13 protein-coding genes are annotated in these 14,786 nt (G+C 60.2%); 9 read left to right on the top strand and 4 right to left on the bottom strand.

Annotated elements, in window-relative coordinates:
- Window positions 1–287: 287 nt before the first annotated feature.
- From QD172_RS06330 to QD172_RS06310, 5 genes are all read left to right on the top strand, one after another.
- A complete protein-coding gene (locus QD172_RS06330; protein ID WP_279855286.1) occupies window positions 288–1,589 on the top strand; it encodes an NCS2 family permease in 1,302 nt (433 codons plus the stop codon).
- Window positions 1,589–2,134 (top strand): adenine phosphoribosyltransferase, encoded by a 546-nt coding sequence (locus QD172_RS06325; RefSeq protein WP_077374582.1) that lies wholly within the window; start codon window positions 1,589–1,591, stop codon window positions 2,132–2,134. The genes QD172_RS06330 and QD172_RS06325 overlap by 1 nt, the downstream gene beginning before the upstream one ends.
- Window positions 2,135–2,305: 171 nt before the next feature.
- A complete protein-coding gene (gpt, locus tag QD172_RS06320) occupies window positions 2,306–2,803 on the top strand; it encodes a xanthine phosphoribosyltransferase (protein WP_077374580.1) in 498 nt (165 codons plus the stop codon).
- Window position 2,804: 1 nt separating this feature from the next.
- Complete coding sequence (gene ung / locus QD172_RS06315) at window positions 2,805–3,518, top strand: uracil-DNA glycosylase (RefSeq protein WP_141392391.1); 714 nt, start codon at window positions 2,805–2,807, stop codon at window positions 3,516–3,518.
- 36 nt (window positions 3,519–3,554) lie between these two features.
- Window positions 3,555–4,745: a glycosyltransferase family 4 protein gene (locus QD172_RS06310; protein WP_279855285.1), complete on the top strand. Its 1,191-nt coding sequence runs from the start codon at window positions 3,555–3,557 to the stop codon at window positions 4,743–4,745.
- A gap of 63 nt (window positions 4,746–4,808) precedes the next feature.
- Here QD172_RS06310 and QD172_RS06305 read toward each other — a convergent pair whose 3' ends face one another.
- Window positions 4,809–5,744 carry a glycosyltransferase family 8 protein gene (locus tag QD172_RS06305; RefSeq protein ID WP_176504101.1) on the bottom strand — a complete coding sequence of 312 codons (936 nt, stop codon included), beginning with the start codon at window positions 5,742–5,744 and terminating at the stop codon, window positions 4,809–4,811.
- A 165-nt stretch (window positions 5,745–5,909) separates the two neighbouring features.
- On the opposite strand from QD172_RS06305, the gene QD172_RS06300 reads away from it, so the two are divergent.
- From QD172_RS06300 to QD172_RS06285, 4 genes are all read left to right on the top strand, one after another.
- Complete coding sequence (locus tag QD172_RS06300; protein ID WP_167592976.1) at window positions 5,910–6,530, top strand: sulfotransferase family 2 domain-containing protein; 621 nt, start codon at window positions 5,910–5,912, stop codon at window positions 6,528–6,530.
- 148 nt (window positions 6,531–6,678) lie between these two features.
- Window positions 6,679–7,887 (top strand): glycosyltransferase family 4 protein, encoded by a 1,209-nt coding sequence (locus tag QD172_RS06295; RefSeq protein ID WP_279855284.1) that lies wholly within the window; start codon window positions 6,679–6,681, stop codon window positions 7,885–7,887.
- Between the two features lie 124 nt (window positions 7,888–8,011).
- A complete protein-coding gene (upp, locus tag QD172_RS06290; protein ID WP_077374565.1) occupies window positions 8,012–8,641 on the top strand; it encodes a uracil phosphoribosyltransferase in 630 nt (209 codons plus the stop codon).
- A 122-nt stretch (window positions 8,642–8,763) separates the two neighbouring features.
- Window positions 8,764–10,044, top strand: coding sequence for a uracil-xanthine permease family protein (locus QD172_RS06285; RefSeq protein ID WP_279855282.1), 1,281 nt, complete (start codon window positions 8,764–8,766; stop codon window positions 10,042–10,044).
- Window positions 10,045–10,189: 145 nt separating this feature from the next.
- Here QD172_RS06285 and QD172_RS06280 read toward each other — a convergent pair whose 3' ends face one another.
- The 3 genes from QD172_RS06280 to QD172_RS06270 are packed head-to-tail and all read right to left on the bottom strand — an operon-like array spanning window position 10,190 to window position 14,707.
- Window positions 10,190–10,876 (bottom strand): helix-turn-helix domain-containing protein, encoded by a 687-nt coding sequence (locus QD172_RS06280; RefSeq protein ID WP_279855281.1) that lies wholly within the window; start codon window positions 10,874–10,876, stop codon window positions 10,190–10,192.
- Window positions 10,877–10,916: 40 nt separating this feature from the next.
- Entirely contained in the window at window positions 10,917–13,178 is a 2,262-nt protein-coding gene (locus QD172_RS06275; RefSeq protein ID WP_279855279.1) for a cache domain-containing protein, read from the bottom strand.
- Window positions 13,175–14,707: a sigma-54 dependent transcriptional regulator gene (locus QD172_RS06270; RefSeq protein ID WP_279855278.1), complete on the bottom strand. Its 1,533-nt coding sequence runs from the start codon at window positions 14,705–14,707 to the stop codon at window positions 13,175–13,177. The genes QD172_RS06275 and QD172_RS06270 overlap by 4 nt, the downstream gene beginning before the upstream one ends.
- Between the last annotated feature and the right edge of the window lie 79 nt (window positions 14,708–14,786).

Raw genomic sequence — 14,786 nt, 5'->3', positions numbered from 1 at the left:
CCTGCGGGGTCAATTCGCTGGCAGGACGCCAGAACCCGTCTGACCGGTCAGGAAATATGCCTGCAATGCTCGATTCGCTGCAGACCTTTGGGTACCATGTTGCGCCTTTCGATGCCCTGCCACCGGCAGGGCATCGTGGTTCAGGCAGGCTGAACGAGGGGGAAGCCATGGTTGACCCCTGTGCAGCATACCTGTCCGAGTGAGTTCGTGTTGATCCGCTGTTCCCGAACGTCATCGACCACTGCGGCTTGCCGGACAGGCACTGCTCAAGGATAAGGGTTTCCCTCATGCTGGAACGTCTCTTCAAGCTCTCGGAGCACGGTACCAATGTGCGTACCGAAGTCATCGCCGGATTCACTTCCTTCCTGGCGATGGCCTATATCATCTTCGTTGCCCCCTCGATGCTGGCCTCCACCGGCATGGATCACGGCGCCGTCTTCGTGGCGACCTGTCTGGCAGCTGCCCTTGGCTGCCTGATCATGGGGCTCTACGCCAACTACCCGATCGCGCTGGCACCCGGCATGGGCCTGACGGCCTTCTTCACCTATACGGTGGCGGGGCAGATGGGCGTTCCCTGGCAGATCGCGCTGGGCGCGGTCTTCCTGTCCGGGGTGAGTTTCTTCCTGCTCTCCGCCTTCAAGATCCGGGAGTGGATCATCAACGCCATTCCGGCCTCACTGAAGACGGGCATCGCCGCGGGCATCGGCCTGTTCATGGCGATCATCGCGCTGCAGGGCAGCGGCATCGTCGTTGATGCACCGGGCACCCTGGTCACGTTGGGTGATCTGTCCTCGCCGGCAGCCCTGTATGCGCTGCTGTCATTCTTCCTGATCGTCGCGCTGTCCTACCGCAAGGTGATCGGCGCCGTGATGATCGGCATCCTGGTGGTGACGCTGCTGGCGACCCTGACCGGCAACAATGACTTCCATGGCCTTGCCTCGATGCCGCCTAGCATGCTGCCGACATTCGCACAGCTCGACATCGCCGGTGCCTTCAACCTGGGCATGGTGTCGATCATCTTCGCGTTCCTGTTCGTCGATCTGTTCGATACCTCGGGCACGTTGATCGCCGTGTCCCAGCAGGCGGGACTCACCAACGAGCGTGGCCACCTGCCGCGTCTCGGTCGTGCCCTGATGGCAGACTCCAGCGCGACCATGGCCGGTTCGGTGATGGGGACCTCGAATGTCACCAGCTATATCGAATCTGCCACCGGTGTGGCGGCAGGCGGACGCACAGGACTGACCGCGGTGGTCGTGGCGGGACTGTTTCTCGTCAGCCTGTTCCTGTCACCGCTGGCCACCTCCATCCCCGCCTTTGCCACCGCGGGTGCGCTGCTCTATGTCGCCTGCCTGATGACAGGTGGCCTGGCACGCATCGACTGGAGTGACATTACCGAAGCCGCGCCAGTGGTGATCGCCACCCTGGTGATGCCACTGACCTACTCGATTGCCAACGGGATCGCACTGGGCTTCATCAGCTACGCCGTGATCAAGCTGTTCTCTGGCCGCTATCGTGATCTGAGCCCGGGGCTGGTGATTCTCGCCGTCCTGTTTGCCTGCAAATACCTGTTCCTCGACGGAGCCCTTTAATGAGCATCTACAGCGACTACATCAAGTCTGTCATCCGCACCGTGCCGGATTGGCCCCAGCCGGGTGTCAACTTCCGTGACATCACGCCGGTGCTGCAGAATTCCGCCGCGTTCCGCAAGCTGATCGACTCCTTCGTGCACCGCTATCAGGAGATGGAGATCGACGCCATCGCCGCCATCGATGCACGCGGCTTCATCATCGGTGCACCGCTGGCCTATGAGCTGGGCTGCAGCTTCGTGCCGGTGCGCAAGAAGGGCAAGCTGCCGTTCAAGACCATCAGCGAGACCTACACGCTGGAATACGGTGAGTCCACCGTCGAACTGCATTCCGATGCCTTCCGTGAAGGCGATCGCATCCTGGTGATGGATGACTTGATCGCCACCGGTGGCACCATGCTGGCGGCCTGCAAGCTGATCGAGCGCACCGGCGGTATCGTGGTGGAGACCGCCGCGATCATCGACCTGCCGGAGCTGGGAGGTTCCGCCAAGATCCGCGAGGAAGGCCACAGCGTCTTCGCTGCCTGCAGCTTTACCGAAGCCGAGTAAGCCTGCGCAACGACGATGGCCCTGTCTTCTGGCAGGGCCATCGTCGTTGCAGACAACGTCCGATATCGTCGTCGCCGGCAGTGTCGTTTCACACCGGTGCGATCTGTCCCTTGTAGGGTGGCACGCCAGCCACCATGCTTTGTTCCTGTTCCGTCATTGCGAGTGACCCACATGTCTTCCGAACGCTATCACGACCATTTCATCGTCTCCTGGGACCAGCTGCACCGCGACGTGCGCGCGCTCTGTCATGACCTGATCGGTCGTGACTACAAGGGCATCATCGCCATCACCCGTGGTGGGTTGATCCCGGCTGGCCTGATCGCCCGTGAGCTGGGCATCCGCCATATCGACACCGTGTGCATCAAGAGCTACCACGACCACATGGAGCAGGGGGGGCTGGAAGTGGTCAAGGGCGTCGATCACGACGGTGACGGCTGGCTGCTGGTCGATGACCTCGTCGATACCGGCAACACCGCACGTGCCGTGCGCGACATGTTGCCCAAGGCCCATTTCGTGACCGTCTACGCCAAGCCGGAAGGCCGTCCGCTGGTCGATGACTTCATCACCGAAGTGCCGCAGAACTGCTGGATCCAGTTCCCGTGGGACATGGGAATCGCCTACGTCGAACCGATCTCCGAGCAACTCAAGAAGCAAGAGAGCGACAGCTGACATGCCGTTGGAGACTGCCACCTCCGGTAGCTCCCAGGTGCTGCCTGCCGACTGGCAGGCGCATCTCGGGCAGGAATTCCATGCCGAGTACATGCAGCGGCTCAAGGCCTTCCTGCGCGCCGAGAAAGATGCCGGCAAGGTGATCTACCCGCACTCGCAGGACTGGTTTCGCGCCTTCTGGCTGACCCCGCTGAGCAACGTCAAGGTCGTGATCCTGGGGCAGGACCCCTATCACGGGCCGGACCAGGCACATGGTCTGTGCTTCTCGGTACGCCCCGGCGTGCGCCCGCCGCCCTCACTGAAGAACATCTACAAGGAACTGGCTGCCGATGTCGGGGTCGAACCCGTGGATCACGGCTTCCTCGAAAGCTGGGCGGAGCAAGGGGTGTTGCTGCTCAATAGCGTGCTGACGGTCGAGCAGGGCAAGGCCGCCTCGCATCAGAAGCAAGGTTGGGAGCAGTTCACCGACCGCGCCATCGACGTGATCAACCAGCACTGCGAGGGTGTCGTCTTCCTGCTCTGGGGCAGTCATGCCCAGAAGAAGGCGGGGGCCGTGGATCGCCAGAAGCATCTGGTACTCCACGCTCCGCATCCGTCGCCTCTCGCAGCGCACCGCGGATTCTTCGGTTCTCGTCACTTCTCACAGGCCAATGCCTGGCTGGAGGCACGTGGCGATGTGCCGATAGATTGGCAGTTGCCACTGCTTGATACCTGAGAGTGAAGACGAGAAACCACATTGACGCATCCGACATTGCTAGGACCTCGCGCGGGTCATCTGATCAGTCTCAAGAACCTGGGAGGGGCCGAGCGCACCTTCACCAATTTCTATCGCATGGCCGCCAATGAGCGTGATCATCATGTGCTGTTGCAGACCCCCGAGATTCATCCGATGCTGCAGTCCGTATATGCGGACTTCCCAGGTCGCGTGCACGATATAAAGCGCTATCTCGGTATCAAGATCCCGCGTCAGCTCCCTTGGCTGCGGGATAACTGCCAGGCGCGATTGCTCGATGATGAAGAGATGCAGGCAATCGTGGTGTGGAACAAGTTGCGTCACCATCCTCTGCATTTTCCTGAGCACATCAGCCTCATCCATTACGAGCATGGCGCTGCCTGGTTCGTGGAGCCTACCCCCGAGGTCGAGGATTACCTCTCGAGGCTCGATGGCATCATCTGCAACTCCCATGCCGCCAGTCGCATGTTGCAATTGTCGCTCGGCATCCGTGACACCTTGCCCTGCAAGGTGGTGCGCAATTCCATCGTGCTGCCTGAGAAGGCCTCCACGCATCCGGCTTCGCGATTCAGAATCGGTTTTGCAGGACGCCTGACCGGCCTCAAGGCGCCAGTGATTGCCATCGAGGCGCTGCGAGATCTCAAGGTCAGTGTGCCCCATGCTGAGCTTTGGATCGCTGGTACGGGGACGCTGGAGGCGGCTCTCAAGTCATTGGTCATCGAGTGGGGGCTTGAAGACAGTGTCCGCTTCTGTGGCCTGCTCAGTGACATGAGTGAATTCTATTCTTCCCTCGATGCCTTCATCTGTCCTTCCTGGCGCGAGCCGTTCGGCAATGTGGTGCAGGAAGCCCTGGCGCATGGAGTGCCTGCGATCGTCGGCAATGTCGATGGATTGCCGGAGCAGATCACCTCCGGCCTCAATGGTGAGGTGCTGACACCCGGACGCCCGAAGGATGAGCTCGCCCGTTATGGAGAAGACTTCGTCCAGGGGCCGGACAGAGTCTATTCACCCGAGCGCGATGCCATCGTGCAGGCGCATGTCCTGGACTCGGCCGCCATTGCCGATGTCCTGCAGCGTTGGGCGGAAAGCCCGGAGCAGCGGAGAGAGATGGGGACGGTCGCCCGCGATATCATCGCACGAGATTTCTGTCAGCAACGGTACTGTCAGGGGATTGGTGACTTCATTGCCGAGGTAGTGGACAAGCGGTAATCAAGAGGCGGCCATGATGATGAATTGAATGGCATCTCCGAGAGATGCCATTCAAGGAAATCGTTATCGATGAGCGTCAAGCAACTCCTGGCTCATGGATCTTCTCTTGTGGTACTTGTATAACTTCTGCAATTCAATATAAGACAGAATGGATTTCTTGAGTGTCTTGTTGTTGACGATATTGCCAGAGGCCCATGGCGTCTTGGCTCTATAATAAAAGTAAACATCCTTCAATGGATGCAGTGAGCCATACTCCCAAGGCTTGCTGCCTTTTCCCATGTAGTGAATCATCTTGGGTTTCTTGATGGACTCCAGGAACTCATGTTCCGCTCTATGCTGTTCATCCATTCTTTTCTCAAGAATCTTGTAAGCAGGACGTTGAGCATTCCAGACCAACGGTAATTGTGTCCATTGGCCGTCGAGAATTTTATTCAGTGCGGATTGTTCAGGGTATAGACAGAGTTCGGGGTGTTTTCTCAAGAAATATAATGCCCTCTCGCCAATATTATATTCCTTCCAGCGAGGCATGTTGATCAACATCAAGCCGCAGTTGAAGTATTTGCCTTTCTCCAGACCCAATGATTTATAAGGAGATCGGCCAATATTCTCCACAGCGGCCAGCGTGAAGTCCTGAGTCGGCAGGTCATCCATGATCGTCGTGATATCGCCCACGACGATAGTATCGCAATCAATGCATACGATATGTTGAATGGAAGGGTCGATGACCTCACTCAGATATAATCTGAAATAGATGGAAAGCCCGTAACGTTTGACCTCCAGTCCTTCAAACTTGCTCTCGTGCAGGTAAGTAAAGGTGATCTGTGACTGGTAGGGTGCGATCATTGCGTGCAATCTGGAAATGGTGTCGGACGACAGTCCTCCATCACCAATGATGAAGCTCAGCGCTTCTGGCTTTTGACAGTTATCAAGTATGGACATGATAGTCGTGGCTAGATGAGGCGCATAGTTTTCATCGCACGATATAAAGATATGGAGCATGGCTGATGGTCACACCGTAAGTCTATTTCCATGTACTGTAACATTGCGCTGGCGCATGATCTACTTCTTCCTTTTTTTGACGGTATGTACACGAAAAATGCGTATTGTTTGCCTACTCTTGCGGCAAGGTGACGGATCATTCGCAATCTATGTATGAGGCTTGTCATGTGGTTGAAGCACGAATTCCCTTATCGTAAACACTTTGATCGCAACAAATGTATTTTCATACATATTCCCAAGGCCGCCGGGACCTCGGTTCTAGCCGCATTGGGAAAGAAGAGTGAAAAAGGCCGAGATCATGTTTCCTGGCAAACTTATAAAAAAGCAGATAGCAAGAAATTCAATAATTACTTCAAGTTCTCCTTTGTGCGAAATCCCTATGATCGCGCTTTTTCCGCATACCATTATATATTGAAGGGTGGGAATCAGGGGCCTGAGGACAGTCGCGTGGCAGCCTCACTCGCAAAGTATCGTGGCTTTGATGACTTTGTGGAAAACGGGCTCTGGCAAGGTGCTTTTCGCAGTCATCTGTTATTCCACTCTCAATCTTCTTTCATCATGTCGGCAGATGACAGGTTGATGGTGGATTTCCTGGGACATTTCGAGACGCTGGATCAGGACTTCAAGATTGTCGCTGAGAAGCTGGGTATCGATTCCTCCATTGCTCATCGCAACAAGGGGGATGTCCGCTGTCGTGTGGCTCAGGAAAGTATGGCGTCTGCCACGCGAGAGAAGTTGGCCATCCTATATGCACAGGACTTTGCCAATTTTGGGTATCCTTCTTGAGCAATGATTGTCGGAGGTTGGGTGTGGACTCATCCTCTCATGAGAGGGCAGGTGAGTCATCGGGGATGTCAGGCATGGCGCGGTGCTGATGTTTCCGTTGTGATAATGTTGGCTTCCGATAGGGACGCATTCACATAGAAGGAGCGCCATGGGAAGTCAGCCGAAGATAGGTCATCTCGTCAGCCTGAGAAATCTGGGCGGAGTGGAACGTCACTTTTCACGCTTCTTCACTACCATGCTGGAAGCCGGAAATGATTATCATGTCCTTCCGATGACCGATCGAATCCATCCTATCGTACAAGAAGAATTGAGTGATCATTTCTGGCGAATTCATTCCGTCAAGGGACCTCGTGGCATCAATCTTCCCAGGCAGATTCCATGGTTGCGTTCTACGTATCAGCGGAAATTGCTGAAATCATTGACGCTTGAGCAGTTGGTCATCTGGAATAAATATCGCAACTTCCCCATTGCTCTCCCAAATGACGTACCCATCGTGCATTTCGAGAGAGGCAGCGCCTGGTTCATCGAGCCGGCACCCGATATCCAGCGCTACGTGGAACGCTGGTCCGGCGTCATCTGCAATTCCCATGCATCACTGCGCATGCTCCAGCTGAAGCTAGGTCTATCAGAGGAGTGCCCGGCGCTTGTGGCACGCAATGCCATGTCGCTACCGCAGGTGACGGCAACCCATGACGGCGACGTCTTCCGGTTGGGGTTTGCCGGTCGACTGACGGCACTCAAGGCGCCTGTCGTGGCGCTCGAGACCATCAGATTGCTGCGGGACATCCATGCGAATGTGGAGCTGCATATCGCGGGAGACGGGCCTTTGCGACCCCCCTTGCAAGCACTGGTGACAAGGTGGGGGCTGGCCGATGTCGTGACGTTTCATAGCGCGGTCAAGGAGATGTCGGAATTCTATTGCACGCTGGATGCTTTCATCTGCCCTTCCTGGCGTGAGCCATTCGGTAACGTGGTGCAGGAAGCCTTGGCGCATGGCGTGCCGACCATCGTCGGCAATGTCGATGGGCTGCCGGAGCAGGTCATCGCGGGAGAGAATGGCGCCGTGCTTCCCACCATCAGATCCATAGGTGAACTTGCAGAGCATGATCTCGCTTTCGTCGGGCCAGAGGTCAGGGTCTATTCGCCTGACGAGGATGCCATCGTTGCGGCCAGGGTGATATCGCCAGTGGCAGCAGCAGAAGTGCTTGATAAATGGATCGCCAGTCCTGAGCTTCGGTGTGAAATGGGCCGACGTGCGCGTCAGATTCTGGCTGAGCGCTTCGATTACCCTGATTACTGTTCAGCCGTCGGCGATTTTCTTGACCGCCTCGCCCGTGACGATGTCGGGTGCGCTTAACATCAAAGTCCTGCTCGGCTAGAATACGCCCAATTTGCCAGCCTCTCTGCCTGCCATCGTCCCTCGCTGGCGGGGTAGTGCTGCGCAATCATGAGCACCATCTTCTGTCCCAAGAGGTATTTCCATGAGCGTCCATGCCATCAATCATCCACTGGTCCAGCACAAGCTCGGCCTGATGCGTGCAGCAGGCATCAGCACCAAGAGCTTCCGTGAGCTGGCCAGTGAGGTCGCCAAGCTGTTGACCTATGAGGCAACCCAGGACCTTGAGCTGGAAACTACCACCATTGACGCCTGGAGCGGCAACGAGCTGGACGTCCAGAGCATCAAGGGCAAGAAAGTGACCATCGTGCCGATCCTGCGTGCCGGTCTCGGCATGCTGGAAGGGGTGACGGACCTGATTCCCAGCGCGCGCATCAGCGTGGTGGGGCTGTACCGTGATGAGGAAACCCTCGAGCCGGTACCGTACTTCGAGAAGTTCGTCTCGGATCTCGATGAGCGTCTGGCGATCGTCATCGACCCGATGCTGGCGACAGGCGGTTCCATGATCGCCACGCTGGACATGCTGAAGGCCAAGGGCTGCCAGCAGATCAAGGTGATCGTGCTGGTCGCGGCACCGGAAGGCATCGCCAAGGTGCAGGAGTCCTATCCTGACATCGAGATCTTCACGGCTTCCGTCGATGATCGTCTTGATGAGAATGGCTACATCGTCCCGGGTCTTGGTGACGCCGGTGACAAGATCTTCGGCACGCGCTAAGCGCCTCGCCTGAGCTCTCGACGCCCTACGCCTTGCGTGGGGCGTTTTTGTATCTGCCTTACCTGTCTGAGCAGTCAGGATGAGGCCTTCCTTCGTCAGTTCATTGAATAGAATCTTCCGCCATGTCGTCTTCTCAAGCCCCGGACTCCGCTTCCTCTGCCTCTCATGATGCTCTCCAGACTCCTGAGAAGGAGCCTTTCACGCTGGCGACGCTGATCACGGGAGCACAGATGCTCTTCGTGGCCTTCGGTGCGCTGGTGCTGGTGCCGTTGCTGACTGGCCTTGATCCCAACGTCGCGCTGTTCACGGCAGGGGTCGGGACGCTGGTCTTCCAGAGCGTCACCAAGGCGAGCGTGCCGGTCTTTCTCGCCTCTTCATTCGCCTTCATCGCTCCCATCCAGAGTTCGGTCGCCAACTTCGGCATTCCCGCCACCATGGGGGGATTGTTCGTTGCCGGACTGGTCTATGTGCTGCTGGCGCAGTGCATTCGTCTCAAGGGCGTCGGTATCGTGCATCGCCTGTTGCCTGCCGTGGTGGTGGGGCCTGTCATCATGGTGATCGGACTGGCGCTGGCACCGACCGCCGTCCAGATGGCCACGGGGGAATTCAGTGACACCATTTCTCATGGACAGGCACTGACCCTCTCGCTGGTGAGTCTTGCCGTCACCTTGGTACTGTCGATCTTCGGTCGCGGACTGTGGCGCCTCATCCCGATTCTCGGCGGGATCATCACCGGCTATCTGCTGGGACTGGCCATGGGGGTGATCGACCTGTCGCCTGTGGCGGAGGCGGCGTGGCTGGCCCTGCCAAGCTTCACCGCTCCTACCTTCGAGTTCTCCGCCATCCTGTTCATGATTCCGGTCGCCATCGCGCCGGCCGTGGAGCATATCGGTGACATGGTGGCCATCGGCTCCGTGACGCGTCAGAACTATCTGAAGAAGCCGGGACTGCATCGGACACTGCTGGGAGATGGCCTGGCCACCAGCGCGGCCTCATTGTTCGGTGGACCGCCCAACACGACATACTCGGAAGTGACGGGCGCTGTCATGCTGACGCGCAATTTCAATCCGCGTGTCATGACCGTCGCGGCCTGCGTGGCCATCTCGCTTGCCTTCATCGGCAAGGTGGGGGCGGTACTGCAGACGATTCCCACCCCTGTCATGGGTGGCATCATGTGCCTGCTGTTCGGGTCGATCGCCGTGGTGGGGATGAACACCCTGGTGCGTGCCGGTGATTCGCTTACCGCGCCGCGCAATCTGGTGATCGCGTCCTTGATTCTGGTCTTCGGGATTGGCGGCATGCAGGTTGGTGGTGGCCAGTTCACGCTGCAGGGCGTCAGCCTGGCGGCCATTCTGGGGATCGTGCTCAATCTGGTGCTGCCCCCGGCGAAAGAGGGGGAGTGAACCCTCTCGGCCTGTCGAGTGAGCGGATGCCCAGGTGAATCGCGGTTCTGATGAATGCCCCTCTTTCGTGTCGCGGTACTGACAGGAAAGAGGGGCATTCTTGATTGATGCGTGGCTCGCTGGGAAGAAAGGGGGCTCCTTCGGTTTATCCCGCGCTCGCGATGCATGACCAGTGACAGGCTGTCAGGCTTTCCTCGTCCAGTGGTTCAGACCCATCAGCATCTTGCGCCTGGGCATGGTGGAGTCGGTAGCGCTCTCCGGCCTGCAGCCGCACGGCATCTCCGGATCTGAGGTGGATATCGAGCGCTTCTGCCGGCAGCTCGATGCGCAGTCGCCCGCGGGTGACGAGCAAGAGGCTGTCATGGCTTGCCTGCAGGCTGATGCTGTCATGGTCTTCAAGCCTCCCCAGCGTGACCTGCGGTTTCTGACGACGCTGCCCTGAGGCATCAGGCCAGTCGGGAATCTTGCGCAGTCGCGTGTCAGCGGGGCTTTCCTCGCATGGTGCATGCTCCTCACGGCGCAGCACTCGCGCAGGCGCCTCGGGGATCTCGTCGCTGAAGAAGTGACTGAGCGAGACGGGGAAGACATCGAGTATCTTGTTGAGCGAGCTGACAGAGGGGCTGACGGCATCCTGTTCGACCTGGGAAATGGTCGAGTTGGTCACGTTGGCGCGCTTGGCGAGTTCGCGTTGAGACAGGCCGTGGCGGGTGCGCAGGATGCGCAGGCGCTGGCCAAGCGTCGGCGACGTGTTCGCGTGACGGGCTTGTGGCTCACCGGTGGATGCCGTCGAGGTCTGGCGGGCTGGAGAGGGAGTCGAATTGGCCGATGGCATATGGCAAAGGCTCCGGTCGGTGGATGGCAGGGCAGGGGGATCAACTGGCACGGCTGCTGCCACCGGCGCTCAGGGTCTCGAGCAGGTGTCGGCCCTGGTTGTCTTCGTGGTGACGCCGCGCGATACAAGGCAGCCACAGGCAGAAGGTCGCGCCGCCCCCGGGCGTCTCTTCCAGCCACAGTCGTCCGCCCAGTTGCGTGATCAACCCGGACGAGACCGACAGACCGATGCCGGAGCCGTTGGCGCGCGTGGTGAAGAAAGGGATGAAGATGCGCTCCCTGAGGTGTTCCGGGACGCCATTGCCGTGATCGATGATCCGGATCTCGATGCCGGCCACGACCTCACCGCCGGGGACTCCTGTCATCACCGGCGAGTGATCCTCCTCCACACCGGCGAGCGTCGCGTCGCGATCGGCGCTGGTGATGCATAGCGTGTCCGGTCCGGGTGCCATCTCGATGGCATTGATGAGCAGGTTGACCAGCACCTGTGTCAGCTGGGCGCGGTCGGCCTCGATCTGACGTGTCGCCGAGAGCTCATGCGTCAATCTGTGTCCGTGATGATCCAGCGCATGGCGTACCAGTACTTCGACGCTATGGATGGCCTCATCTGGATGAATCTGGCTGAGGTTCGGGGGGCTCAGCGTGGTGGGGAGCGTCTCGCCCGGCAGGTCAGGCAGCTCTGCCTGTGCGCCGTGGTGGCTCGCCTGATGTGGGTCACGTGCATATTGGCGCAGGTTGTCGACCAGCGCGCGAATCCGTTCCACCTGATGGATGATGGTCGCGATTTCCTCGCGTACGGGGTCTGCCTGGTCGCCGAGAATGACTTCGATCAACTCGACATGCCCGAGGATGACGGCGGCGGGATTGTTGATCTCATGCCCGATGCCTGCCGTGAGTTCCCCGAGTGCTGCCAGCTTCTCGCGGGTCAACAGCTTCGCGCGTGCTTCGCGCAACAGGCGGACATGCTCCTCCAGTGCCTGGCTGCGCTCGCGCAGCGTGTTCGTCTGTGCGCTCAAGTCACGCGTGCGGTCCTCGACCTGGGCTTCCAGGGTATTGGCGGCCGCCTGAATCTCGCTGCGGTGCGCCTCCAGCCGCGCCAGCATGGTATCGAATTCCTGCGCCAGCTCATCCAGCTCATCACCACGACGCTGTTCTGGCCCAAGCGAGGCAAGCGGCCCGATGCGCAGCCCATCACTGGAGGGTGCATCGCGAACGGCATGCACCACATGGCGTATCTGGCGAATGGGGCGCATCAGGCGCTCGACCCCGCCCCAGACCAGTAGAACTCCCAACAGGCTGACCGCCAGCAGTACCAGGCTGATGTGGACCAATGTCTCCCGGTAGAGTCGCACGTAGGGTGCCTGGGGGTAGCCCGCATAGATCATGCCGATCCGCTGGCCGTCCAGAGAATCCAGAGGCGCATAGGCGGCAACGAACCAGTCGCGTACCACGAAGGCGCGATTGACGTAGCGCTGCCCCTCACCGATGACCTGACGGGTCACTTCGAGCGAGGCCTGCGTGCCGAGTGCGCGTTCACCGGTGCTGTCAGTCACGTTGGTGGCAATTCGGACATCGTCCAGAAACAGGGTGATGGTGCCTGTGCCATCCAGCGGCAGGGTCCCCGGGCCGTAGAGGAGATCGCGGATCTCATCCACCAGGTTCGGGTCACGATTGAGCAGCCGCCCGGCATCAAGCACGCCCACGAGCGTCCCGTGTGCATCCATGATCGGCACCAGTGCACGCAGCAGCATGCCGCGCGTTTCCTCACGCCGCGCGCTGGGTTGTGCATGAGGTGTCCGGCGCAGGGCCAGGCGGGCCCGCTCTGCCAGCAAGGGGTCGAGGGATGCCAGCGAATCGGCGCTGAGCATGTCGAGGCCATCCAGACTCTCGCCCTGGCGCAGACGCGGAACCAGGGCGGCGACACCGGGCGTCTGTCCGAGCTGCTCCGCTGGCAGCCAGCGGAGCCAATCGGCGTTGAGGGTCTCACGCAACGCCTTCAGACGAGGCGCCAGTGTCTCGGTCGATGGTGAGGACGGGCCTGGCAGCGTGGTGGACTGGCGCAGGTTGCGGCGCAGGGTTTCCAGGCCGTCACGAAGCCGCTGGTGCTGACGTTGCAGCGTGCGGCTTGCCACATCGAGATCGCTGCGCACGTTCATGTACAGCTGGCGGTCGGTGTAGGCGGTGGTCCAATAGGCGGTCAGGCCGACCAGCGCCAGCAGCAACAGCAGCAGCGGGGCCAGCGTCAGCACCAGCAAGCGGCGGCGCAGCGAGCCGGCAAGGTAATGGCGCAGGCGCTGGATCATGCAGGGTCATCAGCCGAGCGGTGAGACGAGTCGCGGTCTGGCATGGCGCTCTCGGTCTCGGCGCGCCAGTGGGTCAGCTTGCGATCCAGCGTCTTGCGCGAGATGCCCAGCTGACGTGCGGCAGCGGACTTGTTGTTGGCGTGATGCTCCAGTACTGCACGCAGATGCGCTTGTTCCACACGATCCAGCGACCACTCCAGCGGATAGCCGTGTGAAGCCTCGCTGTCGGCCTCCCCCCCCGCATGGGGAGCGGCAGCGTCGCCTGGTGCATCCGAAGCGCCGGGCATCGCGGCATGGCCAGATGTGAGAGAGGTGCCGGAGGCCGGGAGGGCATCGCCGGGCAGGCGGCCCAGCAGCAGCGCGCGCTCGATGACATTCTTCAATTCACGCACGTTGCCGGGCCAGGCATAGCGACACAGGCGTGCAAGGTCGGTGTGATCCCAGGGGACCTCGGGCAGTCCCAGTTCGCGCGACAGCTGTCGAGAGAAATGCAGGGCCAGGGCAGGAATGTCCGCGGGGCGATCCCGCAGCGCCGGCAGCTGCAAGCTGAGCACGTTCAAGCGGTAGTAGAGGTCTTCCCGGAAGCGACCCGCCGCGACCTCCGTCTCGAGCGTGCGATGGGTGGCGGCCACGATGCGCACATCGACGGCCTGCTCCTGCTCACCGCCCACTGGGCGCACGCGTCGGGTTTCCAGTACCCGCAACAGCCTGGACTGCATGGTCAGCGGCATCTCGCCGATTTCATCCAGGAACAGGGTGCCGCCATCGGCGAAGCTGAACAGCCCATCACGTCCGCGGTGGGCGCCGGTGAAGGCCCCCTTGAGGTGACCGAAAAGCTCGCTCTCCAGAAGTTCCGGACTGATGGCGCCACAGTTGACCGGTACGAAGGCACCGCGCCGTCCGGAGAGGCGGTGCAGGTCGCGTGCCGCCAGCTCCTTGCCGGTGCCGGATTCCCCGAGTATCAGCACGGGAGAGGGGGCCGGCGCGACGCGCGCGATGATCTGCGCGAGTTCCTGCATGCCGGGGGTCTCGCCCTGCAGGCTGGCCTCCTCACCCTGGTGGCGTGCATTGTCACGACGCAGCAGGAAGTTCTCGCGTGCCAGCTGGCGGCGTTCGAGGCAGCGGTCTATCGCGGCGTGCAGCTGTTCGAGGCGGAACGGCTTGATGATGAAATCACTGGCACCTGCGCGCAGGGCACGTACGGCGGTATCGAGATCGGCATAGGCCGTCATGAAGATGACGTCGCTGACCGATGACGGTGACAGGGCTTCTTCCCACTCAAGGCCATCACGTCCCGGCAGGCGGATGTCGAGCAGGATGAGATCAAAATGCAGGCGCGAGCGCAGCGATTCGGCCTGCTCGACGCTTTCGACGGCTTCGATCATCGCGAAGCGGGATGCCAGCGCCTTTTCCAGGTAACGCCGCATGCCCGGCTCGTCATCGACGATCAGGACCGATGCGGTCGGCAAAGCCTGGTCGTGCGTGGCGCGACGCGCCTCCCGTGCGGGAGAGGTGGCGTGGACGGTCATGGCGTTCCTCTATCATGCGTGGCGTGCATCGGGGCGATGGTCATTCGGGTATGGCGTGTCAGGGTGGCGTTCGTTCGCT

This window comes from Cobetia sp. 10Alg 146, from assembly GCF_029846385.1.
In the GTDB taxonomy this organism is placed as follows: domain Bacteria; phylum Pseudomonadota; class Gammaproteobacteria; order Pseudomonadales; family Halomonadaceae; genus Cobetia; species Cobetia marina.
The sequence above is the reverse complement of the archived record's forward strand: the minus strand, read 5'-3'. Positions and strand labels throughout refer to the sequence as shown.

Coding starts and splice junctions, on each gene's coding strand:
- QD172_RS06295 (WP_279855284.1), top strand. CDS start 6,679: ATGGGAAGTCAGCCGAAGATAGGTCATCTCGTCAGCCTGAGAAATCTG.
- ung (WP_141392391.1), top strand. CDS start 2,805: ATGCCGTTGGAGACTGCCACCTCCGGTAGCTCCCAGGTGCTGCCTGCC.
- QD172_RS06280 (WP_279855281.1), bottom strand. CDS start 10,876: ATGCCATCGGCCAATTCGACTCCCTCTCCAGCCCGCCAGACCTCGACG.
- QD172_RS06325 (WP_077374582.1), top strand. CDS start 1,589: ATGAGCATCTACAGCGACTACATCAAGTCTGTCATCCGCACCGTGCCG.
- upp (WP_077374565.1), top strand. CDS start 8,012: ATGAGCGTCCATGCCATCAATCATCCACTGGTCCAGCACAAGCTCGGC.
- QD172_RS06300 (WP_167592976.1), top strand. CDS start 5,910: ATGTGGTTGAAGCACGAATTCCCTTATCGTAAACACTTTGATCGCAAC.
- QD172_RS06330 (WP_279855286.1), top strand. CDS start 288: ATGCTGGAACGTCTCTTCAAGCTCTCGGAGCACGGTACCAATGTGCGT.
- gpt (WP_077374580.1), top strand. CDS start 2,306: ATGTCTTCCGAACGCTATCACGACCATTTCATCGTCTCCTGGGACCAG.
- QD172_RS06285 (WP_279855282.1), top strand. CDS start 8,764: ATGTCGTCTTCTCAAGCCCCGGACTCCGCTTCCTCTGCCTCTCATGAT.
- QD172_RS06270 (WP_279855278.1), bottom strand. CDS start 14,707: ATGACCGTCCACGCCACCTCTCCCGCACGGGAGGCGCGTCGCGCCACG.
- QD172_RS06275 (WP_279855279.1), bottom strand. CDS start 13,178: ATGATCCAGCGCCTGCGCCATTACCTTGCCGGCTCGCTGCGCCGCCGC.
- QD172_RS06305 (WP_176504101.1), bottom strand. CDS start 5,744: ATGCTCCATATCTTTATATCGTGCGATGAAAACTATGCGCCTCATCTA.